At 66.6% G+C, this 25,890-nt stretch carries 30 protein-coding genes; 19 read left to right on the top strand and 11 right to left on the bottom strand.

Annotated elements, in window-relative coordinates:
- Nucleotides 1–72: 72 nt before the first annotated feature.
- The 8 genes from ACI48I_RS13590 (at nt 73) to ACI48I_RS13555 (ending at nt 7,613) form a co-directional block, all read left to right on the top strand.
- Nucleotides 73–588, top strand: coding sequence for a YgjP-like metallopeptidase domain-containing protein (locus ACI48I_RS13590; protein ID WP_193686414.1), 516 nt, complete (start codon nt 73–75; stop codon nt 586–588).
- Between the two features lie 127 nt (nt 589–715).
- The gene (locus ACI48I_RS13585; RefSeq protein ID WP_498574463.1) at nt 716–1,033 is read left to right on the top strand and encodes an ArsR/SmtB family transcription factor; all 318 of its coding nucleotides are present in this window, start codon (nt 716–718) and stop codon (nt 1,031–1,033) included.
- A 10-nt stretch (nt 1,034–1,043) separates the two neighbouring features.
- Nucleotides 1,044–1,523: an arsenate reductase ArsC gene (locus ACI48I_RS13580; RefSeq protein ID WP_193686416.1), complete on the top strand. Its 480-nt coding sequence runs from the start codon at nt 1,044–1,046 to the stop codon at nt 1,521–1,523.
- A 40-nt stretch (nt 1,524–1,563) separates the two neighbouring features.
- Nucleotides 1,564–2,307 carry an aquaporin gene (locus ACI48I_RS13575; RefSeq protein WP_498574462.1) on the top strand — a complete coding sequence of 248 codons (744 nt, stop codon included), beginning with the start codon at nt 1,564–1,566 and terminating at the stop codon, nt 2,305–2,307.
- Nucleotides 2,304–3,020 carry an arsenical resistance protein ArsH gene (gene arsH, locus ACI48I_RS13570; protein ID WP_498574461.1) on the top strand — a complete coding sequence of 239 codons (717 nt, stop codon included), beginning with the start codon at nt 2,304–2,306 and terminating at the stop codon, nt 3,018–3,020. The genes ACI48I_RS13575 and arsH overlap by 4 nt, the downstream gene beginning before the upstream one ends.
- Nucleotides 3,021–3,208: 188 nt before the next feature.
- Nucleotides 3,209–4,468, top strand: a complete 1,260-nt coding sequence (locus ACI48I_RS13565) for a hypothetical protein (protein WP_498574460.1) — start codon at nt 3,209–3,211, stop codon at nt 4,466–4,468.
- 9 nt (nt 4,469–4,477) lie between these two features.
- The gene (locus ACI48I_RS13560) at nt 4,478–4,909 is read left to right on the top strand and encodes a phosphate ABC transporter substrate-binding protein (RefSeq protein WP_498574459.1); all 432 of its coding nucleotides are present in this window, start codon (nt 4,478–4,480) and stop codon (nt 4,907–4,909) included.
- 10 nt (nt 4,910–4,919) lie between these two features.
- On the top strand, nt 4,920–7,613 hold the full coding sequence (locus ACI48I_RS13555) for a bifunctional diguanylate cyclase/phosphodiesterase (protein ID WP_498574458.1): 2,694 nt from the start codon (nt 4,920–4,922) through the stop codon (nt 7,611–7,613).
- 31 nt (nt 7,614–7,644) lie between these two features.
- On the opposite strand, the gene ACI48I_RS13550 is transcribed toward ACI48I_RS13555, so the two are convergent.
- From ACI48I_RS13550 to ACI48I_RS13525, 6 genes are all read right to left on the bottom strand, one after another.
- Nucleotides 7,645–8,193: an LOG family protein gene (locus tag ACI48I_RS13550; RefSeq protein WP_498574457.1), complete on the bottom strand. Its 549-nt coding sequence runs from the start codon at nt 8,191–8,193 to the stop codon at nt 7,645–7,647.
- 13 nt (nt 8,194–8,206) lie between these two features.
- Nucleotides 8,207–8,893, bottom strand: a complete 687-nt coding sequence (locus ACI48I_RS13545; RefSeq protein WP_193686421.1) for a TetR/AcrR family transcriptional regulator — start codon at nt 8,891–8,893, stop codon at nt 8,207–8,209.
- Between the two features lie 75 nt (nt 8,894–8,968).
- On the bottom strand, nt 8,969–9,502 hold the full coding sequence (locus tag ACI48I_RS13540; RefSeq protein ID WP_193686422.1) for a phasin family protein: 534 nt from the start codon (nt 9,500–9,502) through the stop codon (nt 8,969–8,971).
- A gap of 46 nt (nt 9,503–9,548) precedes the next feature.
- The gene (locus tag ACI48I_RS13535; RefSeq protein ID WP_498574456.1) at nt 9,549–10,868 is read right to left on the bottom strand and encodes an alpha/beta fold hydrolase; all 1,320 of its coding nucleotides are present in this window, start codon (nt 10,866–10,868) and stop codon (nt 9,549–9,551) included.
- Nucleotides 10,865–12,520 carry a GMC family oxidoreductase gene (locus ACI48I_RS13530; RefSeq protein ID WP_498574455.1) on the bottom strand — a complete coding sequence of 552 codons (1,656 nt, stop codon included), beginning with the start codon at nt 12,518–12,520 and terminating at the stop codon, nt 10,865–10,867. Before ACI48I_RS13530 ends, ACI48I_RS13535 begins: the two co-directional genes overlap by 4 nt.
- 1 nt (nt 12,521) lies before the next feature.
- Entirely contained in the window at nt 12,522–13,043 is a 522-nt protein-coding gene (locus ACI48I_RS13525; protein ID WP_498574454.1) for a twin-arginine translocation signal domain-containing protein, read from the bottom strand.
- 247 nt (nt 13,044–13,290) lie between these two features.
- Here ACI48I_RS13525 and ACI48I_RS13520 point away from each other — a divergent pair, with 247 nt between their 5' ends.
- From ACI48I_RS13520 to ACI48I_RS13505, 4 genes are all read left to right on the top strand, one after another.
- Nucleotides 13,291–13,779, top strand: coding sequence for a hypothetical protein (locus ACI48I_RS13520; RefSeq protein ID WP_498574453.1), 489 nt, complete (start codon nt 13,291–13,293; stop codon nt 13,777–13,779).
- On the top strand, nt 13,779–14,717 hold the full coding sequence (locus ACI48I_RS13515; protein WP_193686427.1) for a DUF2145 domain-containing protein: 939 nt from the start codon (nt 13,779–13,781) through the stop codon (nt 14,715–14,717). Before ACI48I_RS13520 ends, ACI48I_RS13515 begins: the two co-directional genes overlap by 1 nt.
- Before the next feature lie 79 nt (nt 14,718–14,796).
- A complete protein-coding gene (locus ACI48I_RS13510) occupies nt 14,797–15,522 on the top strand; it encodes a methyltransferase domain-containing protein (RefSeq protein ID WP_498574452.1) in 726 nt (241 codons plus the stop codon).
- Nucleotides 15,519–16,247: a methyltransferase family protein gene (locus tag ACI48I_RS13505; RefSeq protein ID WP_498574451.1), complete on the top strand. Its 729-nt coding sequence runs from the start codon at nt 15,519–15,521 to the stop codon at nt 16,245–16,247. The genes ACI48I_RS13510 and ACI48I_RS13505 overlap by 4 nt, the downstream gene beginning before the upstream one ends.
- 25 nt (nt 16,248–16,272) lie before the next feature.
- On the opposite strand, the gene ACI48I_RS13500 is transcribed toward ACI48I_RS13505, so the two are convergent.
- Together ACI48I_RS13500 and ACI48I_RS13495 are read right to left on the bottom strand one after the other, a co-directional pair.
- Nucleotides 16,273–16,536 (bottom strand): hypothetical protein, encoded by a 264-nt coding sequence (locus ACI48I_RS13500; RefSeq protein ID WP_498574450.1) that lies wholly within the window; start codon nt 16,534–16,536, stop codon nt 16,273–16,275.
- Nucleotides 16,537–16,778: 242 nt separating this feature from the next.
- Nucleotides 16,779–17,540, bottom strand: coding sequence for an RNA methyltransferase (locus ACI48I_RS13495; protein WP_193686431.1), 762 nt, complete (start codon nt 17,538–17,540; stop codon nt 16,779–16,781).
- A 175-nt stretch (nt 17,541–17,715) separates the two neighbouring features.
- Here ACI48I_RS13495 and ACI48I_RS13490 point away from each other — a divergent pair, with 175 nt between their 5' ends.
- From ACI48I_RS13490 to ACI48I_RS13460, 7 genes are all read left to right on the top strand, one after another.
- A complete protein-coding gene (locus ACI48I_RS13490; RefSeq protein ID WP_193689130.1) occupies nt 17,716–18,495 on the top strand; it encodes an inositol monophosphatase family protein in 780 nt (259 codons plus the stop codon).
- A 214-nt stretch (nt 18,496–18,709) separates the two neighbouring features.
- On the top strand, nt 18,710–20,116 hold the full coding sequence (locus tag ACI48I_RS13485; protein WP_498574449.1) for a DEAD/DEAH box helicase: 1,407 nt from the start codon (nt 18,710–18,712) through the stop codon (nt 20,114–20,116).
- A gap of 142 nt (nt 20,117–20,258) precedes the next feature.
- Nucleotides 20,259–21,056 (top strand): 2-oxo-tetronate isomerase, encoded by a 798-nt coding sequence (gene otnI, locus ACI48I_RS13480; protein WP_498574448.1) that lies wholly within the window; start codon nt 20,259–20,261, stop codon nt 21,054–21,056.
- Between the two features lie 35 nt (nt 21,057–21,091).
- The gene (locus tag ACI48I_RS13475) at nt 21,092–21,457 is read left to right on the top strand and encodes a VOC family protein (protein ID WP_498574447.1); all 366 of its coding nucleotides are present in this window, start codon (nt 21,092–21,094) and stop codon (nt 21,455–21,457) included.
- An 86-nt stretch (nt 21,458–21,543) separates the two neighbouring features.
- Nucleotides 21,544–22,404 carry a hypothetical protein gene (locus ACI48I_RS13470; protein WP_193686435.1) on the top strand — a complete coding sequence of 287 codons (861 nt, stop codon included), beginning with the start codon at nt 21,544–21,546 and terminating at the stop codon, nt 22,402–22,404.
- Between the two features lie 16 nt (nt 22,405–22,420).
- Nucleotides 22,421–23,050 (top strand): hypothetical protein, encoded by a 630-nt coding sequence (locus ACI48I_RS13465; protein WP_498574446.1) that lies wholly within the window; start codon nt 22,421–22,423, stop codon nt 23,048–23,050.
- A gap of 139 nt (nt 23,051–23,189) precedes the next feature.
- Nucleotides 23,190–23,552 carry a TraR/DksA family transcriptional regulator gene (locus tag ACI48I_RS13460; protein WP_193686436.1) on the top strand — a complete coding sequence of 121 codons (363 nt, stop codon included), beginning with the start codon at nt 23,190–23,192 and terminating at the stop codon, nt 23,550–23,552.
- Between the two features lie 11 nt (nt 23,553–23,563).
- On the opposite strand, the gene ACI48I_RS13455 is transcribed toward ACI48I_RS13460, so the two are convergent.
- The 3 genes from ACI48I_RS13455 to ACI48I_RS13445 form a co-directional block, all read right to left on the bottom strand.
- The gene (locus ACI48I_RS13455) at nt 23,564–24,118 is read right to left on the bottom strand and encodes a hypothetical protein (RefSeq protein ID WP_498574445.1); all 555 of its coding nucleotides are present in this window, start codon (nt 24,116–24,118) and stop codon (nt 23,564–23,566) included.
- A gap of 76 nt (nt 24,119–24,194) precedes the next feature.
- On the bottom strand, nt 24,195–25,061 hold the full coding sequence (locus ACI48I_RS13450) for a M90 family metallopeptidase (RefSeq protein ID WP_498574444.1): 867 nt from the start codon (nt 25,059–25,061) through the stop codon (nt 24,195–24,197).
- Between the two features lie 28 nt (nt 25,062–25,089).
- Complete coding sequence (locus ACI48I_RS13445; protein WP_193686439.1) at nt 25,090–25,833, bottom strand: glutathione peroxidase; 744 nt, start codon at nt 25,831–25,833, stop codon at nt 25,090–25,092.
- Between the last annotated feature and the right edge of the window lie 57 nt (nt 25,834–25,890).

Raw genomic sequence — 25,890 nt, 5'->3', positions numbered from 1 at the left:
TTTTTTTGACGGCAGGCGTCCGCCCGCAAGGCCTCCTGCGGCTGCGCCGCCGCTGTGGTACATTCCCGCCCCATGTCCGAACTTCGCTACCTCACCGCCTATCCCGACCAGTTGCGCCAGCAGGCCGCCTCGCTCCTGAAAGAGGGACGCCTCGGCGCCCTGCTGCGCTCGCGCTACCCGAGCCCGCACGGCCTGCGCACCGACCGCGCCCTGTACGACTACGTGCAGGACCTGAAGGACGACTACCTGCGCAATGCCGAGCCGGTGGCGAAGGTCGCCTACGACAGCAAGATCCACGTCGTCCAGCACGCGCTCGGCCTGCACACCGCGATCTCGCGCGTGCAGGGCAGCAAGCTCAAGGCCAAGCACGAGATCCGCATCGCCAGCGTGTTCCGCGACGCCCCGCTGGAGTTCCTGCGCATGATCGCCGTGCACGAACTGGCCCACCTGAAGGAAAAGCAGCACGACAAGGCCTTCTACAAACTGTGCTGCTGGATGGAGCCCCAGTACCACCAGTTCGAACTCGACCTGCGGCTGTATCTCACGCATATGGAACAGACGGGCGAGCGCTTGTGGAGCGAAGGCTGAGCGTCCTGACTCCACGCGCTACACCATCACCTCACTCGCAATGCTTCAGGCACCATGATTCGATGATCGTTGAATTATCGTAGCATCCGATATATCATCGTCCCATCCTTCTTCACGGGCACCCGGCATGAACACGCAATCGGCATTGGCAGCCCTCTCCGCGCTGGCGCAGGAAAGCAGGCTCGCCGTCTTCAGGCTGCTGATCCAGGCCGGACCTGACGGCCTGGCGGCCAGCAAAATCGCCGAACAGCTGGACATCGCCCCCTCCTCGCTCTCCTTTCACCTGAAGGAGCTGTCGCATGCCGGACTGCTCGCCTCCAAGCAGGACGGGCGCTTCGTGATCTATTCGGCCAAGGTGGAAGCGATGAATGGACTGATCGGATTCCTGACCGAGAACTGCTGCGGCGGCCTACCTTGCGCTGCCACCGGCAAGAAATCATGCTGAGACCAACGACATGAACATCCTTTTCCTCTGCACCGGCAACTCCTGCCGCTCCGTACTCAGCGAAGGCGCCTTCAACCACCTGGCGCCGGCCGGCATGCGCGCGCTCAGCGCCGGCAGCCACCCCACCGGCTGGCTCCATCCGCGCGCCGTAGCGCTCCTGCAGCGCAAGGGCATCTCGACCGAGGGTTACTTCAGCAAGTCCTGGGACGCACTGCCGGTCACGCCCGACATCGTCGTCACCGTCTGCGCCAGCGCCGCCGGCGAAACCTGCCCGGCCTATCTGGGACCGGTGCTGCGCACCCATTGGGGCCTGGACGACCCGAGCCACGTCGCCGGCACCGACGAGGAAATCGAGGCCGCCTTCGAGCGCACCTGGGCCATCATCCTGGCGCGCATCCAGGCCTTCCTGGCGCTGCCGCTGGACGAATTGAACACCGACCGCGCGCGCCTGCAGGCGGAACTCGACCGCATCGGCACGCTGCAGGCATGATGCGCGCGACGACCGGAAGCGCATCCTGCGGGGTGCGGCCATGACCCTGGCCCGGCGCCTGGTGGCCGAGGGGCTCGGCAGCGCGCTCCTGCTGGCGGTGGTGGTTGGCTCCGGCATCATGGCCGAACGCCTGGCCGGCGGTAACGTGGCGATCGCGCTGCTGGCCAATACGATTGCCACGGGCGCCGGGCTGGTGGCCCTGATCCTGATGTTCGGGACGCTCTCGGGCGCGCACTTCAACCCGGTGGTGACCCTGTCGGAAGCCTGGCAAGGCAATGTGCCGGCGCGCGAAGTCCTCCCCTATATCGCCGTGCAGGTGGCAGGCGCCTTCGCCGGCGTGGCCGCCGCGCACGGCATGTTCGGCGAGGCGCTGTTCTGCGCATCGACCCATGTGCGCACCGGACCGGCGCAGTGGTGGAGCGAATGCGTGGCCACCTTCGGCCTGCTCGGCGTGATCATCGGCTGCTCGCGCAGCCGGCCCGCCATCACGCCGTTCGCGGTGGCGGCGTATATCACGGCGGCCTACTGGTTCACCGCCTCGACCTCGTTCGCCAATCCGGCCGTTACCCTGGCGCGCAGTGCCAGCAATACCTTCGCCGGCATCCGCCCGGCCGATGCGCCGGGATTCATCCTGGCCCAGCTGGCGGGCGCCGCGGCGGCCACCCTGCTGTTCTGCTGGCTGTATCCGGCGGCGCCGGCCGCGGCCACCGTGGGCGGCACCGTCGCCCCGGGCGACTTTGCCGACACGGCCGGCCTCACCCATCTCCCCGAAGCGAGCGAATGATGCCCCTCCACGATCTGCCGAATATTCAGGAACACCTGCTCGACGTGCCCGACATGGACAAGCTCGCGCCAGTGGGCGACCTGAACCACCCGCCGCGCATCCTGCTGCTCTACGGCTCCCTGCGCGAGCGCTCCTTCAGCCGCTTCCTGACCTTCGAGGCCGCGCGCATCCTCGAACACTTCGGCGCCGAAGTAAGAATCTTCGACCCGATGGACTTGCCGATGGCGGGCAGCGTGCCCGAGACCCACGCGAAAGTGGTCGAGCTGCGCGAGCTGTGCCTGTGGTCCGAGGGCCAGGTGTGGTGCAGTCCCGAACGCCACGGCGCGGTGACGGCCGTGATGAAGAACCAGATCGACTGGATTCCGCTCGAAATGGGAGCGATCCGCCCGAGCCAGGGCCGCACCCTGGCCGTCATGCAGGTCTGCGGCGGCTCGCAATCGTTCAATGTGGTGAACACGCTGCGCCTGCTTGGACGCTGGATGCGCATGTTCACGATCCCGAACCAGTCCTCGGTACCGATGGCCTACAAGGAATTCGACGACGCAGGCCGCATGCGCCCGTCCGCGTATTACGACCGGGTGGTCGATGTCATGGAAGAGCTGTTCAAGATGACGCTGCTGCTGCGCGGCCGCACCGACTACCTCACCGACCGTTACAGCGAACGTAATGAGCGCGCGCGCAAGGCCATCGACAAGCAGCTGCAACAGATCTGAGCGGCAGCCCCGGAGTTAATTTCGATGCAAGCTTCGTTGCCGTCTCACAACGGTCAAGACCGCTAAATTCGTTTCCAATCGTAAATATATCGACTCCACAGGGATCGCTCGCTTACAGTCCCGTCATGCGTGCGCCATGCATGCAGCCGGCCCGGTTCCGGCACGCCAGACCCGATTGAAAGCGATCCATGTTTTTCCCCTCCACCGCCGTATCCCTTCCCGCTGCTTGCGCCGGCGCCGTCCTGCTTGCCTTCATTGGCACCGCCGGCGCGGCCAGCGCTGAAGCGACCAGTTCCACCTGGACCTTTTCCGGCTTCGGCACGGTCGGCGCGGTGCACTCCGATGAGCGCCAGGCAGACTACACCGCCTCCATCCTGAAGGCCGACGGTGCCGGCCGCACTTCGCACTGGAGCGGCGACGTCGACAGCAAGCTGGGCGGCCAGCTCGACCTGCATATCGATACGCGCTGGTCGGCCGTGCTGCAGGTCGTGACCGAGCAGCGCCTCGACTACAGCTACCAGCCGCGCGTGGAATGGGCGAACCTCAAATACCAGGTGACGCCGGAGCTGGCCTTGCGCCTCGGCCGCATCGCCCTGCCGATGTTCATCGCCGCCGACTACCGCAAGGTCGGCTATGCCTATCCCTGGGTGCGCACGCCGCTCGAGGTTTACGGTGTCCTGCCGCTCACTAACAGCGACGGCGCCGACCTCAGCTGGCAATGGAACGGCGAAGCGCTGCGCAGTACCACGCAACTGTTCTATGGCCGCACCAACATCCCCTTGTACGACGGCGCGCGCCTGCGCGGCCGCGGCATCGCCGGCGTGTCGCACACGGTCGAGCAAGGCGCGTTCAGCGCGCGCGCGTCGATCATCACCGCGCGCCTGTCGGTCGGCCTGTTTCCCGCGCTGTTCGAGGCGCTCGACGACTTCGGGCCGCAAGGCCGCGACATCGCCCGCCGCCTGCGCGTGGACGACAAACGCGCCTCGGCACTGAGCGTCGGCCTGAACTACGATCCGAGCCAGTGGTTCGTGATGAGCGAAGCCGGGCGCAGCAAGGTCGACGGCTATCTCGGCAGCACGCGTTCCGCCTATCTGAGCGGCGGCTGGCGGCACCGCAACCTGACGCCGTATGCCACCTGGGCCCGGGTCTGGGGCCGCCTGCCCGATGGACCGACCGCGCTGACGCTGGACGGCCTGGCTCCCGCCTATGCCGCCGGCGGCGCCGCCTTGAATACGTCGCTGGCGGCGATGATGCGCGCCGTGCCCTCGCAGTCGACGCTGGGCGCCGGCCTGCGCTGGGATCTCGCGCCGAACTTCGCGCTCAAGCTGCAGCACCAGCGCGTCACCACGCGCAACGGTTCGCGCGGCATGTTCATCAATTCGGTGCCCGACTACCAGTCCGGACGCACGGCGCAGGTGACCAGCGCCGCCCTCGACTTCGTGTTCTGAGGGGCAGCCATGCGATTTCGATCCGCGAGGCTGCTCGCCTCCATCCTGCTTGCATGCTGCGCCGCCCTGGCACAGGCCAACGACCTGGTGGTGGTCGTGTCGGCACGCAGCCCGGTCGAGGCGATGCACGCCGACCAGGTGGCGGCCATCTTCCTCGGCCAGGCCCCGCGCTTCCCGAACGGCGCCGTCGCCACCGCGCTCGACCAGCCGCTCGGCTCCGCGCAGCGCGACGAGTTCTACCTGCGCGTGGCCGGCAAGACCCCGGCCCTGTTGAAGGCCTACTGGTCGAAGATGGTGTTCACCGGCCGCGGCCAGCCGCCGCGCGAGCTGGCCGGCAGCGCCGCCGTGCGCAAGGCGGTGGCCGAGGATCCGGCCCTGATCGGCTATATCGAGCGCGAGGCGCTCGACCCGTCGGTGCGCCAGGTCCTGCTCGTGCATTGAAAGGAAACGCATGCTATCGCTTCCCTCCCCTCCGCGGCGCAAGGCGCCAGGCTCCCGGCTGGCGCGCTGGCTCGGGCGCGGCCTCGACACGCATATCTCGCTGCCGCTGTTCGCCGTGCTGCTGGTCATCGGCTTGTGGATCCTGACGCTGCGCGTGATCGACGCCGACCGGGCCGCCGCGACAGCCGCGGTGCATGCGGCCACGCTCGAGCGCATCGAGACCTACGAAGCGCAAATGTCGCGCAGCCTGAACGGCATCGACCAGACCCTGAAGGTGCTCAAGTACGCGGTCGAACTGAACGGCACGGCCGGCGCCCTGCCGGCCCTGCGCGAACAGGGCCTGCTGCCGCCGGGTTTGGTGTTCGTGGTGGCGATCGCCGACCGCGACGGCCGCGTCGTCGCCAGCAATCCCGAGGCCAGGGCGCACGACGTCTCGGGCACCGCCTATTTCCTCTATCATCGCGACAATAACCTCGGCCTGCCTTTTGTCGGCGCGACCGTCGGCGACAGCATCAAGTCCGAGCCGCACCTGCATTTCACGCGCCGCATCAACGATCGCGCGGGCCGGTTCGCAGGTATCGCCATCGTCGAAGCCGATCCGTCCTATTTCACCAGCGCCTACGAGCGCTCGCGCGACGGCGAGCAGGGCATGCTGGGCCTGGCCGGCCTGGATGGCCTGATGCGCGCGCTGCGCGTCGGCGACAGCGTCAGCTGGGGCCAGCGCATCGAACTGGGACATACGGACGGCGGTGTCGCCCTGCACAAGGGTCCGGACGGCGTGCTGCGCTATACCAGCGTGCAGCGCCTGCACGGCTTCCCGCTGGCGATCGTCGTCGGCCTCTCGCGCGACGAGCAGTTCGCGCCCTTCAACGAAAAGCGCCAGACCTTCCTCGCCGCAGCCAGCGGCGCCAGCGCCCTGCTGCTGCTGGTGGTGGCCGTGGTCTCGGGCTGGGCCTGGCAGCTTGCGCGGGTGCGCCGGCGCGCACGCCGCGCCCAGGAAACCTATGCCGCCGCTTCCGAAGGCAGCCTGGACGCCTTCTTCGTGCTGCGCGTGGTGCCGGGTCCGGGCGGCACGGTGGCCGACTTCGTGGTCGAGGCGACCAACTCGCGCGCCGAAGGCATCATCGGCCTGCCGCGCGCCGAGATGCAGGGCATGCTCCTGTGCGACATGCTGCCGCATTACCGCAAGAACGGCATCTTCGACGACATCGCCCTCGTGGCCCTGGACGGCAAGCCGCGCGAAGGCGAGTGGCAGGCTTCCTCGCGCGAGGCGCGCGGGCGCTGGCTGCACCGCCAGGTGGTGGCGGTCGAAGACGGCGTGGTCGTCATCGTGCGCGACATCACCGAGCGCAAGCAGGTCGAGGAACGCATCTTCCACATGGCCCACCACGACGAGCTGACCGGCCTGCCGAACCGGAACCTGATGCACAACCGGATCGAGGGGGCGATCCGCAATGCCGCGCGCCAGGGCAGCGCGGTGGCGCTCGCCTTCGTCGACCTGGACGGCTTCAAGCTGGTCAACGATGGCCTCGGCCACAAGGCCGGCGACGAGCTCTTGAGGGTGGTCAGCAAGCGCATGGGCGCCTGCCTGCGCCGCAACGACACGCTCGCGCGCTTCGGCGGCGACGAGTTCGTGATCCTGCTGCCGGACCAGAGCCACGATCCGCAGGCGCTCGCGCCGCTGCTGGAAAAGATCCGGATCGCCGTGACCGAGGAGATCGAAGTCGCGGGCCAGGCGGTGCAGGTCAGCTGCAGCATGGGCGTGGTGATGTACCCGCGCGACGGCATGGATGCCAGCGCCTTGCTCATGAACGCCGACGCCGCGATGTACCGCGCCAAGGACCTGGGCAGCAACAACTTCCAGTTCTACGCGCGCGAGATGAATGCCAGCGTCGAGGAAAAGCTGGTGCTGCTCGATGGCCTGCGCAATGCCGTGCAGGCGACCTTCGAGGGCGCCGACAACAACGGCTTCCGCCTGCTGTACCAGCCGAAGGTCGACCTGCGCACCGGGCGCCTGTTCGGGGTCGAGGCCCTGATCCGCTGGCAGCATCCGGAACACGGCATGGTGCCGCCGCAGCGTTTCATCGGCCTGGCCGAAGAAAGTGGATTGATCGTGGAAATCGGCGACTGGGTGGTGCGCGAAGCGTGCCGCCAGGCGCGCGCCTGGATGGATGCCGGCCTGCCGCCGGTGACGATGTCGGTGAACGTCTCGGCGCGCCAGTTCGAGGAATCGCGACTGGTCGATCGCGTCGCTTGCGCCCTGCGCGACAGCCGCCTGGCGCCGGAACTGCTGGAACTCGAAGTGACCGAAAGCCTGATCATGCGCGACCTGCAGAAGTCGGTCGCGAAGATGCGCGAGCTCAAAGCGATGGGCGTGTCGCTGTCGATCGACGACTTCGGCACCGGCTACTCGAGCCTGTCCTCGCTGAAGACCTTCCCGATCAGCCGCCTGAAGATCGACAAATCATTCGTGAGCGAACTGGCCGACAACCCGGACGACCAGGCGATCGCGATGGCGGTGATCTCGCTCGGCCACAAGCTGAACCTGCGCGTGATTGCGGAAGGCGTCGAGACCGAGCAGCAGCGCGCTTTCCTGCGCGAGAACGAGTGCGACGAGATGCAGGGGTATTTGTTCAGCAAGCCGGTGACGGCCAGTGCGATCGAAGACATGCTGGAGGCGTACGCGCTCGAACTGGAGATGTAGGGGTCATTGAGGCCAATGGCCTCAATGCCCCCTACGGTGCGCAACCGTCTCGTAATTTTTTCACCAGCGCATCCGCATCTGCATCCACGTGCATCAGGCCAGCATGCCCTTCACGCACGAAGCCCTCGTCCACCTGGTGCTGGGCGAATTTCACCAGTCCATCGTAGAACCCGTCGACATTCAGCAGCCCGATCGGCTTGGCGTGAATCCCGAGCTGCGCCCAGGTCACCATCTCGAACAGCTCTTCCAGCGTACCGAAGCCGCCCGGCATGGCGATGAACCCTTCGGACAGCTCGGCCATCATGGCCTTGCGCTCGTGCATGTCCTTCACCACGAACAGCCGCGTCAGGCCGGCATGCCCCACTTCGCGCTCGACCAGGGCGCGCGGGATGACGCCCGTGGCTTCGCCGCCCAGCCGCAATACTTCGTCGGCGATCACGCCCATCAGGCCGACCTTGCCGCCGCCGTAGACGAGGGCGATGTTGTGCTCGACCAGCACGCGCGCGAGCTCGCGGGCGGCGTCGGCATACAGGGGTTTGGCGCCGTTCGAGGCGCCGCAGTAGACAGCAATCGATTTCATGGGTATCCGGTCATCAGACAGGCTCGCGGCCTTCGTCCGGCAGTTTTTTAAGGTATTCCTCGCTCAGCTTCTCGAACAGCAGGCTGGTATCGCCGCGCAGATAAGGCCCGAGCATCGACAGTACCTGGTAGCAGCCGCGCGCGAGGGCGTCGGCGATGGCCTGCTGCTCGCTGTACTTGCGTGGATTGCGCACGTATTCATAGGACAGCCAATAGGTCGCCACCACCACCATGTTGGTCGCCATCGCGCCGATCTGCTGGTCGCTCGCTTCGAGCGATTGTTCGCTGCGCAGGTCTTCGCACAGCTGGCGCGCGACCTTGATCTTGTGGGCGAGGATGGCCTTGAAGTGCAGTTCGAGCTTGCGGTTGCGCGACAGCAGGTCGTTCAGGTCACGGTAGAAGAAGCGGTAGCGCCAGATCAGCTCGAACATCAGGTGCAGGTAGAGCCAGACGTCTTCCATGTTCGAGCGCCGTCCCGCCGGCACCGTCAGGATGCGCTCGATCTCGGCCTCGAACTGCACGAAGATCGAGTTGACGATGTCGTCCTTGTTGCGGAAATGGTAGTACAGGTTGCCCGGCGAGATATTCATCTCCTCGGCAATGACGGTCGTCGTGATGTTCGGCTCGCCGAACTCGTTGAACAGCCTGAGCGAGAGCTCGAGGATGCGTTCACGGGTACGGCGTGGAGCTTTTTGTAGCATGGATGGCGGTCTGAATAGGGTCACCCGCAAGCATATCATCGAACCGCACCCCAACGGCAGTGCGGCCGGGCATGGCTAGCCGGCGGTGCCGCGCTTCGCGGCGGCGGATTTGGTGGTGGGGCGCTTCGCTGCGCTCGTCTTGGCCGGGATCCTGGCGGAAGGCTCGGCGGGCGCTTTCCTGGCGGCCGGCGCCTTCTTCGCCGCGGCCTGGCGCATCTGCTCGCCCGCCAGCTCGGCCAGCATCCGTTCCAGCTCGTCGATGCGGTGGTTCAGCGCTTCCATTTCGCTGCGCGCCGGCACGCCGATGGTGGCCAGGGCGCGCGCCACGCGCTCCTCGAACACCTGCTCCAGCTTGCCCCAGGTACCCGATGCGCGCCGGCTCGAACGCTCGGCCTTGCGCGCCACGGTCTCGGTCGCATCCTCGACACTGCGCGCGCGCTTCTGCAGCTCGCTGCCGTCGCGCACCAGACGCGTAAATTCACGTCCACCCGCCTGCTGGGCCTTGGCAAAGGCGCCCAGGCCCGCCTGCCAGATCTGCTGGGCCGAGCTGCGCACCGCGCGCGACAGCTCTTCCTCTTCCTGCTCGAGTTCCTTGATATTCTTCGTCATCGCTTCGTCATCGCTTCGTCGTCAATTCGGGGCATGCATCCGCATTTTAAACGCTGGGGCGCGCTTCAAGGGCTTCACGCAGCAGCGCCAGCAAACGATCCGCGCGCCAGGGCTTGCCGAGGAAGGCGTGCGCAGAGCCGTCCGTCAGCGCCGCGGCGATCTCCGGATCGTCGCCCGCGCCGGAAAGCAGGATGCGGAAAGCGCCGGGCGCCAGGCGGCGCGCCTGCGCCAGCAGCGCGGCCCCGCTCATACCCGGCATCAGGTGGTCGCTGACGATGGCCGCGACACGCTCATGCGCCAGCAGGTCCAGTGCCGCCGCGCCGGAGGCAGCCGTCAGCACGCGCCAGCCCTGCCCCTGCAGCGCGTCGGACAGCATCTCGAGCATGAAGGCGTCGTCGTCGACCAGCAGCAGCACCGGTTCCGTCTCGGCACGCGGCTGCAGCCGGCCCAGCTCCTCCATCACGGTATCGAGCACGCGGCCGTTGCAGCCGAGCGCCACATGGCCGACGCCGCCCAGCGCGATGTTGCGCGCGCCCTCCAGCACGCTGGAGGTCTGCGGCGAGACGATGTTGTCGTGGTGGCTGAAGATGGAGGTAATCAGCGCGCGCCGCGCCGCGTCCTCGCTCGCGCCGAGTTCGCGCAGCCAGTCGTTGGCCGCCCCCCTGGGGCGCCGCATCTGGGCCGCGTTGGCGCCGGGTCCGAAGTTGGCAAGGCTGGTGCCGTGGTGCGGCGTGCCCAGCGTGATCAGGCGCGCCACGCGCGCACTGCCGTGTGCCCGCATCCAGGCGCGCGCCACCAGGCCTCCCATGCTGTGGGCGACGATCGCCACCTGCGTCGCGCCGGTAGCCGCGCACAGCTCCTCGACCGCGGCCTGCAGCGCCGGCACGTAGCCGTCGATCGGGCCGCCCACCGGTTCCAGGTCGACGCTCGCATGGCTGATCGCGTTGCGGTCGAGGCGCGGCACCAGGTAGCCCCAGATGCCGCTGTTGCAGCCGTAGCCGTGCACCAGCAGCACCGGCACCGCACGCGAGTCGGGATAAATGCGGCGGCAGGCCGTGGCACGCGGGATCAGCCAGGAGGTGCACAGCATGCTGGTCCGGAATTCTTCCGCCAGCAGGCGCAGGCGCGCCGCCGGGGTCAGGTGGAAGTCCGGCGGCGTCGGGCTGGCGAAGCAGGCGCTGAGCACGAAATTGTTCATGTTGATCGCCAGCCGCACCAGCATCACGCAGGCCAGGCCGAGCGCCAGCGCCGTCCAGGGCGCGGCGTCCCACCAGTGCCGGGCCGCGTACGCGATGCCGGCGGCGCTGGCGAGCTGCAGCAGCAGCAGGCATTGTGCGATGCGGCGCGCGCTCACGTTTTTGCTCATGCTGATGCGGAGACCCGCAGTGCGGGCTTGCCGGTCAGGCTGGCCGCCAGGACGCTCGCCAGGCGCGCCGTGATGCCGTAGATCGAGAGCTGGGGATTGGCGCCGATCGAAGTCGGGAACAGCGAGCCGTCGTGCACCGACAGGTTGGCAAGGCCCCGGTAGCGGCCGTCCGGCGCCGTGACGCCGCGCCGCTCGTCGCCCGCCATCGTGCAGCCGCCCATCACGTGGGCCGACGCCACGCGCGTCATGTGCAGCTGCTGCGGCAGGGCGGCGATGGCGCCTTTCGCCTCGTTCCAGCTCGCATACTCGCGCGCCGTCTCGTGCGCTGGCCGCACGGCCCTGGCGCCGGCCGCGAACTGGATCTCGGCCATCGTCAACAGCGCGCGGCGCGCGCCATCCCACAGGAAATCGTTGAGGGGATAGTCAAGCACCCCTGCCCCATCCTTCAGCTGCACCGCGCCCCCTGCCGACTGCTCGTGGAAGCCGTCGCGCAGCAGCGCCAGCATGCCCTGGATGTGCGGGAACTGCTGCATGAGCGCGGCATGCCCCTGCCCGAAGCCGTTCAGGGTCGTCGACAGCAGCACCGGATGCAGCGGCGGCGCTTCCAGCTTGTAGCCGATGGCGCCGTCGATCGGCGCCGTGTGCAGGAAGTGATCGGAATATACGGTCTGCGGCGCGCCGGCCCAGGCGTCGACGCGCTGCGGGAAGATGCCGGCCGAGATCAGGGTCGGGTGCAGGAAGGTGCGTTTGCCCAGCAGCCCATGCGGATCGGGCGCGCCCGAACGCATCAGCAGGGCCGGGGAATTGATCGCACCTCCCGCCACCACGAAGTGTTTCGCGCGCAGCCGCAGCACGCGTCCGGTGGGCGCCACGCCGTCCGCGCCCAGTGCGCTGCACAGCAGTTCGTCGGCACGCTCGCCGCGCAGGACAAAGCGCTCGGCACGTGCACGCGTGACGAGGGTTGCGCCATGGTCGAGCGCCGACGGAATCGTCGTCACCAGCATCGACTGTTTCGCATTCGTCGGGCAGCCCATGCCGCAATAGCCCAGGTTCCAGCACCCGTTGACGTTGCGGCGGATGAAGCCGGACCTGATGCCGAGTTTATCCGCGCCGCGTTTCAACAAGTCGTTGTTCTCGTTGGGCGGCGCCTGCCAGTCGCTCACGTGCAGGCGCGCTTCCATCATCGCGAACCAGGGGGCGAGGCGCTCGCTGTCGTAGCCGTCCAGGCCGAAGTGCTCGGCCCAGTAGTCGAGCGTCGGCGCCGGCGTGCGAAAGCTCGAGGTCCAGTTGACCGTGGTCGAGCCGCCGACCGTGCGCCCTTGCAGGATCTTGATCCCCTTGTCGAGCGTCTGGCGCGCGGCCGACTCCTGGTACAGGCCTGGATAGGCATCGGCCTCGCGCATCCTGAAGTCGGACGACGAGCGCAATGCGCCCTCCTCCACGACCAGCACCGTCAGGCCCGCCAGCGTCAGGATCTCGGCCGTCACGCCGCCGCCGGCGCCGCTGCCGACGATGACGACGTCGGCCTCCAGCGTGCGGTCGGTGTCGAGCTGCGCCGCGTCGACGATCTTCCAGCCGCGCGCGAGGCCGGCGCGCACCGGGTCGGGGATGATGCCCTTGGCTACAGTCAGGGGAATGGATTTTGCGCTCATGTCAGGACAGTTCCTTCATCGGGCCGGGATAGCCGATCGCGGCCCAGGCGGCCGGCTGCGCATACCAGGCGCCGAGCGAGAGGTCGTGCAGTGCGCTGTAGGCGGTGCGCAGCAGGGCGAAGCGGTGCAGGCGCCAGTCCTGCAGGAAGGCGGTGACCTGGTTCGGATCGGCGTTCTCCCAGCCGCCTGAAACGCCCGTCAGCAGGCGCCGCGCCGGCGCCAGGGCCAGCAGGCCGAACAAATCCTGCACTTCCTTCTGCACCGCGAGCGGCAGGTTCGAAATCGCCGTATGGACGCCCTCGATGGTGCCGGCGACGGCCGCCTTGCGCCCGGCCGGGTCGAGCGGCAGCGCACCCGCCAGCATCGCCGGGACGATGGCCGCGAGCGCGGCGCGCGCTTCGCCGTCGAGGACGAAGCGCTGCGGGCGCGGCGACTGCACGGCGCGGTAGATGCCCCCGCCCGCGGCCAGCACCAGCGCGCCGAGCGCGCCGGCCTTCAGGAAGGATCTGCGGTTGGTCTCCATCTGGCGTCCTTGTTGTTGTGGACGTAGTGTACGACAGCCGGCCGCGATCGCGACGGGGCCAGACTAGAGGAAATCGTCGAGATGCGGTCAAACGGCCGGGTGCGGATGTGCTGTGCATACGCGCCCGCGCCTTGCACATTTTGTTTGCATACTGCCATCGGCGCCGGATACCGCAGTGTACAAGCCTTCTCAGCGGCGCCATGGGCTTGTACCATAGCGCCATTCAGCTCGACTACGAAAGCCTTTCATGATCCTCAATTCCCGCCTCAGCCTCCCCTTGCACGCCGTTTGCCTCGCCCTCTTCGCCGCCGCCTGCGCCCTGCCGGCCCAGGCCGCGAGCACGGCGGCCTCCTCGGCGTCCAGCGCCGGCTCGGCCTCCTCGGGCAGCGTGTCCGATTCGATCGGTGCGTCGAGCAACAGTTCGGGCGACGATAAGCGCGTGGCCGCCGGCCGGTACCGCGTGATCGAGATCGCCGCCGCGCCCGGCAAACCGGGCACCACGCGCATGACGCTGCAGGCAGCCGACGCGGGCGCAAAGGACGCCATGCGCGAATTCACGCTCGACGTACCGAACCGCGCGCTGGCGGCGCGCGCAGTGAGTAAAGGCGAACTGGTGCAGGTCAACGCGCGCGAATACGGCTACGAGTTCGCGCACGCCGACACGAAACAATCCTTCTTCCTGGCGCTGGAAGACAGCTGGTACCGCGAACTGGGCTCGCAAAAAGTCGCGATCTGATGCCTGGACGCCTGCGGCCGCTCATTGCCGCCCTGGCCTTCTGTGCCGGCGGCAGCGCCTGGGCCGGCATCCCGACCTTCTGCGAACGTGGCAAGGAAATCAGCGCTGCCGACCAGGACCGCGTGCTGCGCTTCGCCGGCGTCGTCAAGCGTGAGCTGGAACGTTCCGGCAGCAAGGTCGCCCTGGTCTCGCGCGCCGGGCTCGACCTGAGCCGTTTCGGCCTGCTGTATTCGCATGCCGGGATCGCCCTGAAAGACAATCCCGGCAGCCCCTGGGGCGTGCGCCAGCTCTATTACGCCTGCGACGAATCGCGCCCGCGCCTGTTCGACCAGGGCGTCGCCGGTTTCGCCCTTGGCGCCGAGGCACCCGGCAGCGGCCACATGTCGCTGGTCTTCCCGCCGGATGAAGACGGCGCCCTGCTGGAACGGGCGGCGCTGGACAAGCCGCTCGCCCTGTCGCTGCTGGCCGGCCGGTACAGCGCGAACGCCTACGCCTTCGGCACGCGCTACCAGAACTGCAACCAGTGGGTGATCGAACTCCTCGCCAGCGCCTGGGGCAGGATGGACGGCGGCGGCGGCGACGCGCGCGCGCAGGCCCAGTCCTGGCTGCGGGACCAGGGCTATGCGGCCGGCCCGGTGAAAGTGCCTTCGCACGCGATGATGTTCGCCGGCCAGTTCGTGCCGCTGCTGCACGTGGACGACCATCCGCTCGACGATGTCTACGCGCTGGCGCTGCAGGTCAGCGTGCCGGCCGCGATCGAGGCCTTCGTGCAGCGCCGGCTGCCTGCGGCCAGGCGAGTGGAGCTCTGTCACGACAAGGGCCGTATTGTCGTGCATCGCGGCTGGGAGCCGCTCGGCGCCGACTGCCGTCCGATGCCCGGCGATGAGGTGATCTCGCTTGAGCCAGATCAAGTTGAAGCGCAAGTCGGGCAGCCCTGAGAGAACGCCGGCCCGTGCTTAACGGGATCTTCACACCGCGCCCCGCAGGCTGTGGCTTTTCCTCGCAAGAGACGACGCCATGAACAATCTGCAAAAGAAATACGTCGACGCGCACATCAGCCAGCAGAACGCGGACTGGACCTTCGAGAACATCAGCGCCAATTTCGACGAGCACATCCTCAAATCCATCCCCCTGTACCGCGAAGGGCACCAGCTCGTCTCCTACTACAGCGATTTTTTCCTCAAGTCCGATAGCGTGGTGTACGACATCGGCTGCTCGACCGGCACCATGCTTGCCCAACTGGCCGGACGCCATCCGCTGAAAGAACAATTGCAGCTGATCGGCATCGATTGTGTCGCGGACATGATCGACCGCGCGAGCCGGCTGACCGAGCGCGACCCGCGCCTCTCCTTCATCGAGGCCGACGTACTCGATGTCGAGTTCCTGCCCTGCGACATGATCATCGCCAACTACACCGTCCAGTTCCTGCCGCCCCGGGTCCGCCAGGTCCTGATCGACCAGATCTATCGGGCCCTGAACTGGGGCGGGGCATTTTTCATGTTCGAGAAAGTGCGTGCGCCCGACGGGCGTTTCCAGGACTACGCGAGCCAGGTGTATGTCGAATACAAGCTGGACCAGGGCTTCAGCGAAGCGGAAATCCTGAACAAGTCGCGCAGCATCAAGGGGGTGATTGAACCGTTTTCGAGCCAGGGCAACGCCGACATGCTGCGGCGCGCGGGATTCGAGGACCTCGTCACCGTACACAAATATGTGTGCTTCGAAGGTTTCCTCGCGATCAAATGAGCAAACTGAATGTCCGCGTCGGGAACTTCCTGTTCCGCTACCGTAACGGCCTCGGCCCCCTCCTGTTCCTGCTGGCCCTGCTCGCAGGCCGGCCCGGCTTCCCCGGCGGACGCGCCGACCTGAACCTGCTGCTCGACTGTGCCGGGATCGCGCTGGCCCTGGCAGGCCAGCTGCTGCGCATCGTCACCATCGGTTTCGAATACATCGAACGCGGCGGACGCAACCGGCAGGTGTATGCCAGCAAACTGGTGCAGGGAGGGGTCTTCGCGCTATGCCGCAATCCGCTCTACCTGGGCAACCTGCTGCTGGCCGCCGGCCTGGCGCTCGTCATCCATTCGGTGGCCTTCTATCTGCTGGTCCTGCCGCTGGTGAGCTATGGCTACGTTGCGATCGTCGCCGCCGAGGAAGCGTTTCTTGGAGAGAAATTCGGTGCCGAGTATGCGCAGTATTGCAGGCGCGTCAACCGATGGCTGCCCCACCTGCACGGCTGGCGCGCGGCGGTCGCGGGCATGCGCTTCAACTGGCGCCGCGTGCTGGTGAAGGAGTACAACACGGTGTTCGTCGTACTGTTGACGCTGGCCGCCGTCAAGCTGTGGGCGGACTACCAGGTGCTCGGCAGCCCTGCCCTGCCCCCGCCGGCCGGCATGGTAAGCGCCTTCATCGCCTGGCTGGGAGGCTATCTGGCGGTGCGCACGGCGAAGAAAACGGGCTACGTCAAACCCTGAACGGGCCGGCCCGGCGCTTGCCTCGTTATCGCCTGCGCTCGCTGAACGACGAGGACACAACACGGTTGATCAGGGGAGCGTCGGCGCCGGCAAGCACCAGGAAGGTGCGCGCTGCCTGGGCGCCGGCGATGCGCCGGATCGCATCCGCCCGGTACACGGCTTGTGCCAGTGCATAATTTTTTCGGGCATAAGAGGAAGCGATTGGACGCGCTTGACTGATTAGATGAGCGCCTTGGTTGGCGGCCGGGTTATAACTTGCTGTTTCCAGCTCCAGCGATAGTGCGTTCATAGCCATGTCGATGTGTTAGCCGTTAAGCCGTGGTGTTCGGAAGTTGAGCCGATTTACAGGCCCGGCAGGTCATCGAAGACAAGGCCTGCCAACTCAAAATCGAGCGCAACCGGAAACGCCGCCTGGTCCCAACCGGCTTGCCAATCAAGCCTTGTCGGGGAGCCAAACGTCGTGTGTTTGCCGGATGATAATAGTTGAGTTTTTCGAAACGCGGCGCGCGTTTGGCAGGCCGGAACATGCCGCTAGCGCTTGAGGATCTGCCTGGCGATCCCGCGCAGGATATTCACCTCTTCCGTCTCCAGCTGCGTGCGCGAAAACAGCCGTTTCAGACGGGGCATCAGCTTCTTCGGATTGTCCGCATTCAGAAAGCCGATCGATACCAGCGCTTCTTCCAGGTGCGCATACATGCCCTCGATCTGGGTCAGGCTGGCGGCCTCGCCGTGGAAGCCGACCGGGGTCTCGGGCACGGCGTCGCCAATGGCGCCCATCCGGCACTCGTAGGCGAGCACCTGCGCCGCCTGCGACAGGTTCAGGGAGGAGTAAGCCGGATTGGCAGGAATGTTGATCAGCACATTGCACTTCTCGACGATGTCGTTCGGCAGCCCGACGCGCTCGTTGCCGAAGACCAGCGCCGGCCGCAGTTCGACCTGCCCCGCCACGTGTCCGGCAAAGGCGCGCGGCGTCCATACCGGCGGAGAGAATTCGCGCAGGCGCGCCGAGACCGCGGCGGCAAAGTTGCAGCCTTCGAGCGCGTCGGCCATGCTGCCGACGACCCGCGCATTGGCGAGCACGTCGCCCGCGCCGCTGGCAAAGGCGACCGCTTCCGCATCGTTCAGGAAGTCGGTGCAGCGCGGCGTGACCAGCACCAGGTCGGTAAAACCCATTGTCTTCATGGCACGGGCAACCGAGCCGATGTTGCCTGCGCGGCTGGTCTCGACGAGCACGAAACGGATGCCATGAGGCAGGCGATTGAAAAGAGACGTGTCGGTTTCGTTCGGGTTCATTTAAAATAGCGCTATCGCGCGGCGACGAGCAATTGAAATTTCGGCATCAAGGGCCGGGATTTTACCTACTTCGGCGCCGCCCTGCTCTTTAATTCAATTCATACTCGATGGCTCACGGCGTTTCATGCGCGGTGGGCGTCAGCGTTTTTTCAGGGAAAAAGCTAACATGCATCCAATGCTCAATACGGCCATCAAGGCCGCACGCCGCGCCGCCACCGTCATCAACCGCTCGTCCTTCGACCTCGACCGGATCGAAATCTCTGAAAAACAACACAATGATTTCGTGACCGATGTCGATGTGGCGTCCGAGCAGGCAATCGTCGAGACGCTGTTGAAAGCCTACCCTGACCACGCCATCCTCGGCGAAGAGTCCGGCCCGTCGCGCAACCTGAACGACGACAGCGAGTATGTCTGGATTATCGACCCGATCGACGGCACCACCAACTTCCTGCACGGCTACCCGAACTACTGCATCTCGATCGCGCTGCAGCACAAGGGCGTGATCACCCAGGCCGTCATCTATGACCCGGTCCGCAACGACCTGTTCACCGCCACCAAGGGCGCCGGCGCCTACCTGAACGACAAGCGCATCCGCGTCAAGAACCACGACCGCATCGGCAAGGCCCTGATCGCCGCCGGCCATGGTGCCGATCCGCGCGCGTTGGCCGAATACCTGCGCATGTATGAAGTCGTCGCCTCGCGCTGCCATGGCGTGCGCAGCAGCGGTTCGGCCGCGCTGGAACTGGCCAACGTGGCCGCCGGCCGCGTCGATGCCTATTTCGAAAAAGGCTTGAAGATCTGGGATATCGCGGCCGGTTCCCTCTTGGTGACCGAAGCGGGCGGCATCGTCGGCGAGTTCAACGGCGAGTCCTCGTACCTGAACAAGGGCGACATCATCGCCGCTGGTCCGAAGGTGTTTGCACAGATGATCCCGCTGATGGTCCCTTTCGCCTGATTAGCGTAAAATAGCGTTCTACCTTGCCGCCGTGACGCAGTGCACACGGCGGTATCCCATGCCTTCCAGTATTTCCACTGCGCAACAAAATCACTATAATGCTCTGGCTTGACGGCTGACCGCGCTTTGCGTGGCCCGCATGCCCTGCACCCTTTCCGATCCTGGCGCCGCTTGCGCCGGCGGCGGAATCAACCTCATCAGAAGAAGCTCACTAATGTCATTTGCTACCCTCGGCTTGTCCGATGCTATCGTTCGTGCCGTCACCGAACAGGGCTACACCGTTCCGACCCCGATCCAGGCGCAAGCCATTCCCGCCGTGCTCGGCGGCGGCGACCTGCTGGCCGGCGCCCAGACCGGCACCGGCAAGACCGCCGGCTTCACGCTGCCGCTGCTGCAGCGCCTGTCGACCGACGCCGTCGGCGCCGCGCAGAAAAGCAAGAACTCGCCGCGTGCGATCCGTGCCCTGGTCCTGACCCCGACCCGCGAACTGGCGGCCCAGGTCGAGGAAAGCGTGCGCCTGTACGGCAAGTACACCAACATGAACTCGGCCGTGATCTTCGGTGGCGTCGGCATCAACCCGCAGATCAAGCTGTTGAAGACGGGCGTCGACGTCCTCGTCGCCACGCCGGGCCGTCTGCTCGACCACGTCGGCCAGCGTACCGTCGACCTGTCGAAGGTCGAGATCCTGATCCTGGACGAAGCCGACCGCATGCTCGACATGGGCTTCATCCACGACATCAAGAAAGTGCTGGCCGTGCTGCCGCCGAAGCGCCAGAACCTGCTGTTCTCGGCCACTTTCTCGGACGAGATCAAGGCCCTGGCCGACAAGCTGCTGAACAACCCGGCGTCGATCGAAGTGGCGCGCCGCAACTCGACCGTGGAAGTCATCGCCCAGAAGATCCACCCGGTCGACCGCGACAAGAAGCACCCGATGCTGTCGCACCTGATCAAGGAAAACGACTGGAGCCAGGTGCTGGTGTTTACGCGCACCAAGCACGGCGCGAATAAACTGGTCGAGCAGCTGGGCAAGGACGGCATCGGCGCGATGGCGATCCACGGCAACAAGAGCCAGACCGCGCGTACCAAGGCCCTGGCCGAGTTCAAGGACGGCAGCCTGCAGGTGCTGGTCGCGACCGACATCGCCGCGCGCGGCATCGACATCGACCAGCTGCCGCACGTGGTCAACTACGACCTGCCGAACGTGCCGGAAGACTACGTGCACCGCATCGGCCGTACCGGCCGCGCCGGCGCCACCGGCGAAGCCGTATCGCTGGTCTGCGTCGACGAGCACCAGATGCTGAAGGATATCGAAAAGCTGATCAAGCAGACGCTGCCGCGTCACGTGATCCCGGGCTTCGAGCCTGACATGAACGCCAAGGCCCAGCCGATCCAGCTGCGCAGCGGCGCGCCTGGTCACGGTAACCGCGGCGGCCGTCCAGGCGGCGGTGGCGGCCGTAGCCAGGGCCAGGGCCAGCCGCGTAGCGCGGCAGGCGCCGGCGGCGGTGCACGTCCTGCGGGCAATGGCGGCGGCCGTCCGGCGGGTGCCGGCGGCGGCGCAGGCCGCAGTGGCAATGGTCCGCGTCCGGCGTCCGCGCCGCGCACGGGTGGCCGCGGCCGCTAAGCCCGACGTTTTTGGCAGGAACGACAGCCCGGCATTGCCGGGCTGTTTTTATTTGTGCATGCACCGTGACGCACGATTGCGGGTTCGGGCGCGCTTGGCGGCGTGGTGCTACGATAGCGGGCTGTCAACATTCGAGACTGCCATGCCCAAATTCGCCGCCAACCTGAGCACGCTGTTCACCGAGCTCAGCTTTCTCGACCGCTTCGCCGCGGCGCGCGAGAACGGGTTCGACGCCGTCGAATTCCTGTTTCCCTATGCCTGCGAACCGGAATGGATCACCGGCCGCCTGGCGCGCTACAACCTCGAACTGGTGCTGCACAATCTGCCGCCGGGCGACTGGGCGGCGGGCGACCGCGGCATGGCCTGCGATCCGCGCCGCATCGGCGAATTCCAGGACAGCGTCGAACTGGCCCTCGATTACGCGGAAGAACTCGGCGTCAAGCAACTTCACTGCATGGCCGGCAAGCTGCCGCCGCACGTGCCGCGCGAACGCGCCCACGCCACCTATGTAGCCAACCTGCGCTTCGCCGCCGCCGCGCTGAAGGAAAAAGGGATCGCCCTGCTGATCGAACCGATCAACGACCGCGACATGCCCGGTTATTTCCTCACCGGCTCGCGCCAGGCCGCCGCCGTCATCGCCGAGTGTGGCGTCGACAACCTGTTCCTGCAATTCGACATCTATCACATGCAGCGCATGGAGGGCGACCTCGCCCACAGCCTGCGCGAACTGCTGCCGCTGATCCGCCATATCCAGCTGGCCGACGTGCCGGGCCGGCACGAACCGGGCACGGGCGAAATCAACTACCCCTACCTGTTCCGCCTGCTGGACGAGCTCGGCTACGACGGCTGGATCGGCTGCGAGTACAACCCGCGCGCCGGGACGCTCGAGGGACTTGGCTGGCGCGATGCCGCCAAGGCCTGGACAGGCGGCACGGCCTGAGGCAACATTGTCTTCTTATAAATAAGGAGATCATCATGATCCAGGGACTGCGCACCGTCATCTATCCGGTCACGCAACTGAACGAGGCGACCGACTGGTACCGCCGCGTGCTCGACAAGGCACCGTATTTCGAGCAGCCCTTCTATGTCGGCTTCGAGGTCGGCGGTTTCGAACTGGGCCTGATTCCCGACGGCGTGCCGGGCAGCACGGGCGCGACTGCCTACTGGGGCACCCCGGATGCCGCGGCCGAGCTGGCGCGGCTGGAGGCGCTCGGCGCCACGGTCGAGTCGCCGCTGGCGGATGTGGGCGAAGGCATCCGCGTCGCCACCGTGCGCGATCCCTACGGCAACCTGTTCGGCATCATCGAAAATCCCCACTTCGATCGCAACAAGGTCGCCTGAGTTGATCCATTGCAACGCCGCCCCGTGCGGCGTTTGCCAGAATGGGGTCTTTCCGTCCGGCATCATTGCCGCTTCGAGAGGACCCGATGAGAACCTTCCGCCTTGCCCTCGCGCTTTGCCTGTTCAGCCTGAATCTGCTGCTGGCAAGCTGCGCTTCGACCGGCGGCCCGGTCAGCCTGCAGGAAGTGCGCGAATTCGCGGACGCTTCGGCCAAACTCGGCGGCTATGCCGAGCTCTCGCGCCGCTATCGCGACACCTATGAACGCGAACAGCCTTATCTCCCTGCCTCAGCCGACAAACTGGCGCGCGAAAACGACGCCAAACGGCGCGCCGTGTACGAGGACTTCGTCAGTGTGCAAAAGGCCGTCGTGCTCTACATGCAAACGCTCAGCCTGCTCGCCGGCGATACCCGCTACGACCTCACCGAACGCATCGACGACCTCGGCAACGGCCTGAAGGCGAATGCCGAATCGGGCTTGCAGCAACGCCATATCGCCGCCTACACGGGCCTGACGCGCCTGCTGACGCGGGTGATCGCTTCCGGCTACCAGAACCGCAGCGTCGAGACCATGGTGCGCGACGGCGACGCCGACGTGCAGGTGCTGCTGGAAGCGATGATCTCGCTCACCCGCCTCTACTACAAGACCAACGAGAATGAAAAGAAGACCATCCTCGGCATCTTCGATGTCGAGTTGCCGCTCACCAAGGGTAGCAATGAACGCATGCTGGTCACCCTGGCCAAGGTGCATTACCTGAACAAGGCCAGCGAATACAAGCTGATCGACCGCCGCTACGACCTGGCCTTGCAGGGACTGACCAAGGTGGCGCTCGGGCACCAGAAGCTGCGTGAAAACCTGCACAAGCTGACGCAGGAGGATGTGAAGCGCATGCTCGGCAATTACGGACGCGACCTGCGGATGATCCGCGACGGCCTCGCGGCAGAGTGATTTTCAGGGAGGCGGCATGGGAAGCGATGCGAAGGGAAAGGTCGATCCGGCGGATGCGGCAATCGATGTGCTGGCCGGCGCGGTGGCGGGCGCGGCGACAGCCGACACGGGCGAAGCCGCCGCCGGCACGCCGGCCACCGCGGCAAGCAGCGCGAGCGAGGCGCCGGCCGCGCCGGCCGCGGGCGGCGCCAACGGCGGCCTGGCCAGCGTGCCGCAGATCGTCGAGCTGGCCGACCAGCTCTCGGCCTGCGCCGACCAGCTGCACGAGCGCATCATGCGCGACATCCGCGCCTGGGACGGCGGCATCGTGCCGGCCCATGTGCAGGCGTGCGCGCGTGCCCTGCTGGAAGACGAACTGCTGCTGCGCCAGCGCGCCAACGGCCTGTACGCCGATGCCGCCACCTTCGTCGTCAAGTCGCTCGGCAAGTCGCAGGCGGGCGTGGTGGCGCTGACCACGGCGGCCGCCGAGAAGATCCGCAAGATCGCGCTGATCGGGGACGTGACCGGCCTCGTCGCCGGCCTGTTGAGCCTGGCGGGAGCGGCGTCGACCGGGCAGGCCGCAGCCATCATCCTGGCGCTCGACAAGATCCACACCCATGTCAAGGACATCGAAACCCACCGCAAGCCGGCCCCCAAGCCGGCTTGACCGACGCACGCGTGCGCCCATGTTCTTCCGGCGCGCATCGCGCTACACTGGTCCCACATCAGTTCATGTGGGAGTAAGCAATGAACGGCTTTCTTACATTCCGGCCAGGCGCGCGGTTTGTCGCCGCGCGGCCATTCCCATGAACGCCCTCGATGCAGGCCAGCTGGCCCAGTTGCGCGCTGCGCTCGAGGCGCAACTGGCCGCGCTCAGCCGCACCGACGAGCCGGCCGAGGCGCATAGCGCGCGCGACCTGCCCGTCTCGGAAGTGGAAACCTCGCCGGCCGACAAGGCCACAGTACGGCTGCTGAACGATCTCGCGCTCGAGGCCGCCGGCCACCATGCGGCCCGCATGCAGGTGCTGCGCCATGCACTGGCGAAGTTCGAAGACGGCAGCTATGGGCAATGCGAGGAGTGCGGCGGCGACATCGGTTTTTCGCGCCTGCAGGCGCGTCCCGAAGCGCGCCTGTGCATCGCCTGCCAGACGCGCTACGAAAAACGCTAGAGCAGTCTGCGTCAGCGAACGATTTCGGGAGGAATCGAGGCGTCGAAATCGGCCCAGTCGCCGTCCACGATATTGCCGCGGGCGCGCTCGATCTGGATCGCGCCGAGGCGGCGCAGCACGTCCACCGCGCGCGACTCGTCGCCGGCATCGTCAAAGGCAACGGCCACCAGCATGCCGGCCTTGCGCTGCTCGACCGGCGCCCGCCCGCCCTGCTCGCCTTCGCCGGCTTCCTTCATTTTGGTAAAGCTGAACAGCGAGCCGACGTGGGCGCCCACCAGGCCGCCGACGATGGGGCCCGCCGGCCCGGTCAGCGGTGCCGTCGCAGCGCCGATGGCGGCCCCGACCGCGCCACCGGTGGCGCTGCCCTGCACCACCCCCATCGGCGTTTCCTTGGCGCCCGGGGAATGAAGGTTGTCGCCGCCGATCGGGGTCATGTCGTGCTGTCCCGCCTGGCTCAGGTAAAACGTGCTGACACGTTCCCGCGTGAAGCCGGCCTGGGCCAGTGCCTGGGAGGCGGCATCGGCATCGGCCTGGGTTTCAAAATGTCCTGCAATGATGGTGGACATGGGTTTCTCCTGCATTGTTGGTTACCCGAAGCATGCTCCTGCTGGGTTGCTGCCTCTGTACGCAAACGCACGCAGTCTATTGCCACTGCCCGTAGGCCATGTTTCCAAAATCCGGTTCCGGCTCCGGCGTCTGCCAGGCGCGCGGATCGACCCGGTAGTATTTGAGGAACTCCTCGTACAGGGCGGGATGGCGCGCCGCCAGGCGGTGCGGCTGCTCGAAAAAGGCTTCGGTGGCGACCGCGAAGAATTCGGCCGGGCTGGTCGCGCCGTAATGGTCGAGCACGCCTTCGTGGCCGAACCAGGCGTCGTGGCGCAGGGCCGCGAAGTCGCGAGAGAGCACTTCGGACCAGCTGCGATAGCGTTCCTGGCTGCCCAGATAGGGGGCGCCGTTGGTGCTCCCCGATTCGCTGTCGAGCTGGTGGGCGAATTCGTGCAGGACCACGTTGTGGGAAGGCGGCTCGACCATGCCGGCGCGGCGCACGTGGTCCCAGGACAGGATCACACGGCCGTCGCCCCAGGATTCGCCCAGCAGGTCCTGGCGCTCCTCAGTGACGACGCCGGCCGCGTCGACCTGGCGCCGCGGCACCAGGAAGGCGCCCGGATACACCAGCACCGCGTTCAGCGTCGGATAGACGGCGTCGCCGCGCGCGCCCATCAGCAGCAGGCAGGCCTGGCCGGCAATCGTCAGGCGCATCTCCTCGGTCATGTCCAGACCGGCGCAGCCGACAAAGGTTTTTTCGTGGAGGAAGCGCCGCACCAGGCGTTCGAGGCGGGCGCGCTGGCCCGCGTCCATCGCCCGGTACTGCGCCACGTTGCGTTCGAGGATGGCGAGCTCGCCGGCCGCCAGCGGCCGCGCCAGGGCGCGCCGCAGGCGCCAGCGCGGGACCGCCCAGGCCAGCAGGCCAGCCGCTGCAAGAAACGAGACCGTCAACAAGGCTTCCATCAGGCGGCTCCTGCCAGGAGAGCAAGCTTCATGCGCCGGCCAGGTGCGCGTCGAGCTCGTCGGCCCCGCCGATCAGGCGCCCGCCGATGAACACTTGCGGCCAGGTCATGCGGCCAGTGATGGCGCGCAGCACGCCGCTATTGATCTTCTGGTCCTGCGAGATATCGGTATAGCGCAACTGGCGTTCCGACAGCGCCGCCTTGGCACGCGCACAGAACGGGCAGCCGGGACGCGAGAACATGACGATCGGCTCGGGTGCGCGCGCCTCCGGATTGATATGGCGCAGCATGGTGTCGGCATCCGAGACCTTGAACGGATCGCCCTCGCCCTCTTCCTCGATGAAGACCTTCTCGATGATGCCGTCACGCACCAGCATCGAATAGCGCCAGGACCGCATGCCGAAGCCGAGATCGCGCTTGTCGACCAGCATGCCCATGCCGCGCGCGAAATCACCGTTCCCGTCAGGGATGAAGGTGATGCCGTCCGCTTCCTGGCCCTGCTTCCACTCGTTCATCACGAAGGCGTCGTTGACGGACAGGCAGAGGATGTCGTCCACGCCATTTTCGCGAAACACCCCGGACAGTTCATTGAAACGCGGCAAATGGGTCGAGGAACAGGTCGGCGTGTAGGCGCCCGGCAGGGAGAACACGACGACGGTCTTGCCCTTGAACAGCTCGTCGGTCGTGAGGTCGCGCCACTGGTTGTCGGGACGCGCCTTGAACGTGACCTGCGGTACGGGTTTTCCTTCCAGCGATTCGGCAGTTGGCAGCATGGGGACTCCTCATATGGTCGGTGATGCGGCCAGGTTGACCGCTTCGCCCGCAGTTGG

The sequence above is a fragment of the Massilia sp. LXY-5 genome (assembly GCF_059801075.1).
The sequence above is the reverse complement of the archived record's forward strand: the minus strand, read 5'-3'. Positions and strand labels throughout refer to the sequence as shown.

Bases quoted from the DNA above. Each gene is read 5' to 3' on its own strand.
- ACI48I_RS13455 (WP_498574445.1), bottom strand. From the start codon at position 24,118: ATGTCCACCATCATTGCAGGACATTTTGAAACCCAGGCCGATGCCGAT.
- ACI48I_RS13580 (WP_193686416.1), top strand. From the start codon at position 1,044: ATGAACATCCTTTTCCTCTGCACCGGCAACTCCTGCCGCTCCGTACTC.
- ACI48I_RS13590 (WP_193686414.1), top strand. From the start codon at position 73: ATGTCCGAACTTCGCTACCTCACCGCCTATCCCGACCAGTTGCGCCAG.
- otnI (WP_498574448.1), top strand. From the start codon at position 20,259: ATGCCCAAATTCGCCGCCAACCTGAGCACGCTGTTCACCGAGCTCAGC.
- arsH (WP_498574461.1), top strand. From the start codon at position 2,304: ATGATGCCCCTCCACGATCTGCCGAATATTCAGGAACACCTGCTCGAC.
- ACI48I_RS13525 (WP_498574454.1), bottom strand. From the start codon at position 13,043: ATGGAGACCAACCGCAGATCCTTCCTGAAGGCCGGCGCGCTCGGCGCG.
- ACI48I_RS13520 (WP_498574453.1), top strand. From the start codon at position 13,291: ATGATCCTCAATTCCCGCCTCAGCCTCCCCTTGCACGCCGTTTGCCTC.
- ACI48I_RS13475 (WP_498574447.1), top strand. From the start codon at position 21,092: ATGATCCAGGGACTGCGCACCGTCATCTATCCGGTCACGCAACTGAAC.
- ACI48I_RS13445 (WP_193686439.1), bottom strand. From the start codon at position 25,833: ATGCTGCCAACTGCCGAATCGCTGGAAGGAAAACCCGTACCGCAGGTC.
- ACI48I_RS13515 (WP_193686427.1), top strand. From the start codon at position 13,779: ATGCCTGGACGCCTGCGGCCGCTCATTGCCGCCCTGGCCTTCTGTGCC.
- ACI48I_RS13505 (WP_498574451.1), top strand. From the start codon at position 15,519: ATGAGCAAACTGAATGTCCGCGTCGGGAACTTCCTGTTCCGCTACCGT.
- ACI48I_RS13485 (WP_498574449.1), top strand. From the start codon at position 18,710: ATGTCATTTGCTACCCTCGGCTTGTCCGATGCTATCGTTCGTGCCGTC.
- ACI48I_RS13585 (WP_498574463.1), top strand. From the start codon at position 716: ATGAACACGCAATCGGCATTGGCAGCCCTCTCCGCGCTGGCGCAGGAA.
- ACI48I_RS13545 (WP_193686421.1), bottom strand. From the start codon at position 8,893: ATGCTACAAAAAGCTCCACGCCGTACCCGTGAACGCATCCTCGAGCTC.
- ACI48I_RS13490 (WP_193689130.1), top strand. From the start codon at position 17,716: ATGCTCAATACGGCCATCAAGGCCGCACGCCGCGCCGCCACCGTCATC.
- ACI48I_RS13550 (WP_498574457.1), bottom strand. From the start codon at position 8,193: ATGAAATCGATTGCTGTCTACTGCGGCGCCTCGAACGGCGCCAAACCC.
- ACI48I_RS13555 (WP_498574458.1), top strand. From the start codon at position 4,920: ATGCTATCGCTTCCCTCCCCTCCGCGGCGCAAGGCGCCAGGCTCCCGG.
- ACI48I_RS13470 (WP_193686435.1), top strand. From the start codon at position 21,544: ATGAGAACCTTCCGCCTTGCCCTCGCGCTTTGCCTGTTCAGCCTGAAT.
- ACI48I_RS13460 (WP_193686436.1), top strand. From the start codon at position 23,190: ATGAACGCCCTCGATGCAGGCCAGCTGGCCCAGTTGCGCGCTGCGCTC.
- ACI48I_RS13540 (WP_193686422.1), bottom strand. From the start codon at position 9,502: ATGACGAAGAATATCAAGGAACTCGAGCAGGAAGAGGAAGAGCTGTCG.
- ACI48I_RS13495 (WP_193686431.1), bottom strand. From the start codon at position 17,540: ATGAACCCGAACGAAACCGACACGTCTCTTTTCAATCGCCTGCCTCAT.
- ACI48I_RS13565 (WP_498574460.1), top strand. From the start codon at position 3,209: ATGTTTTTCCCCTCCACCGCCGTATCCCTTCCCGCTGCTTGCGCCGGC.
- ACI48I_RS13560 (WP_498574459.1), top strand. From the start codon at position 4,478: ATGCGATTTCGATCCGCGAGGCTGCTCGCCTCCATCCTGCTTGCATGC.
- ACI48I_RS13450 (WP_498574444.1), bottom strand. From the start codon at position 25,061: ATGGAAGCCTTGTTGACGGTCTCGTTTCTTGCAGCGGCTGGCCTGCTG.
- ACI48I_RS13535 (WP_498574456.1), bottom strand. From the start codon at position 10,868: ATGAGCAAAAACGTGAGCGCGCGCCGCATCGCACAATGCCTGCTGCTG.
- ACI48I_RS13530 (WP_498574455.1), bottom strand. From the start codon at position 12,520: ATGAGCGCAAAATCCATTCCCCTGACTGTAGCCAAGGGCATCATCCCC.
- ACI48I_RS13500 (WP_498574450.1), bottom strand. From the start codon at position 16,536: ATGAACGCACTATCGCTGGAGCTGGAAACAGCAAGTTATAACCCGGCC.
- ACI48I_RS13575 (WP_498574462.1), top strand. From the start codon at position 1,564: ATGACCCTGGCCCGGCGCCTGGTGGCCGAGGGGCTCGGCAGCGCGCTC.
- ACI48I_RS13510 (WP_498574452.1), top strand. From the start codon at position 14,797: ATGAACAATCTGCAAAAGAAATACGTCGACGCGCACATCAGCCAGCAG.
- ACI48I_RS13465 (WP_498574446.1), top strand. From the start codon at position 22,421: ATGGGAAGCGATGCGAAGGGAAAGGTCGATCCGGCGGATGCGGCAATC.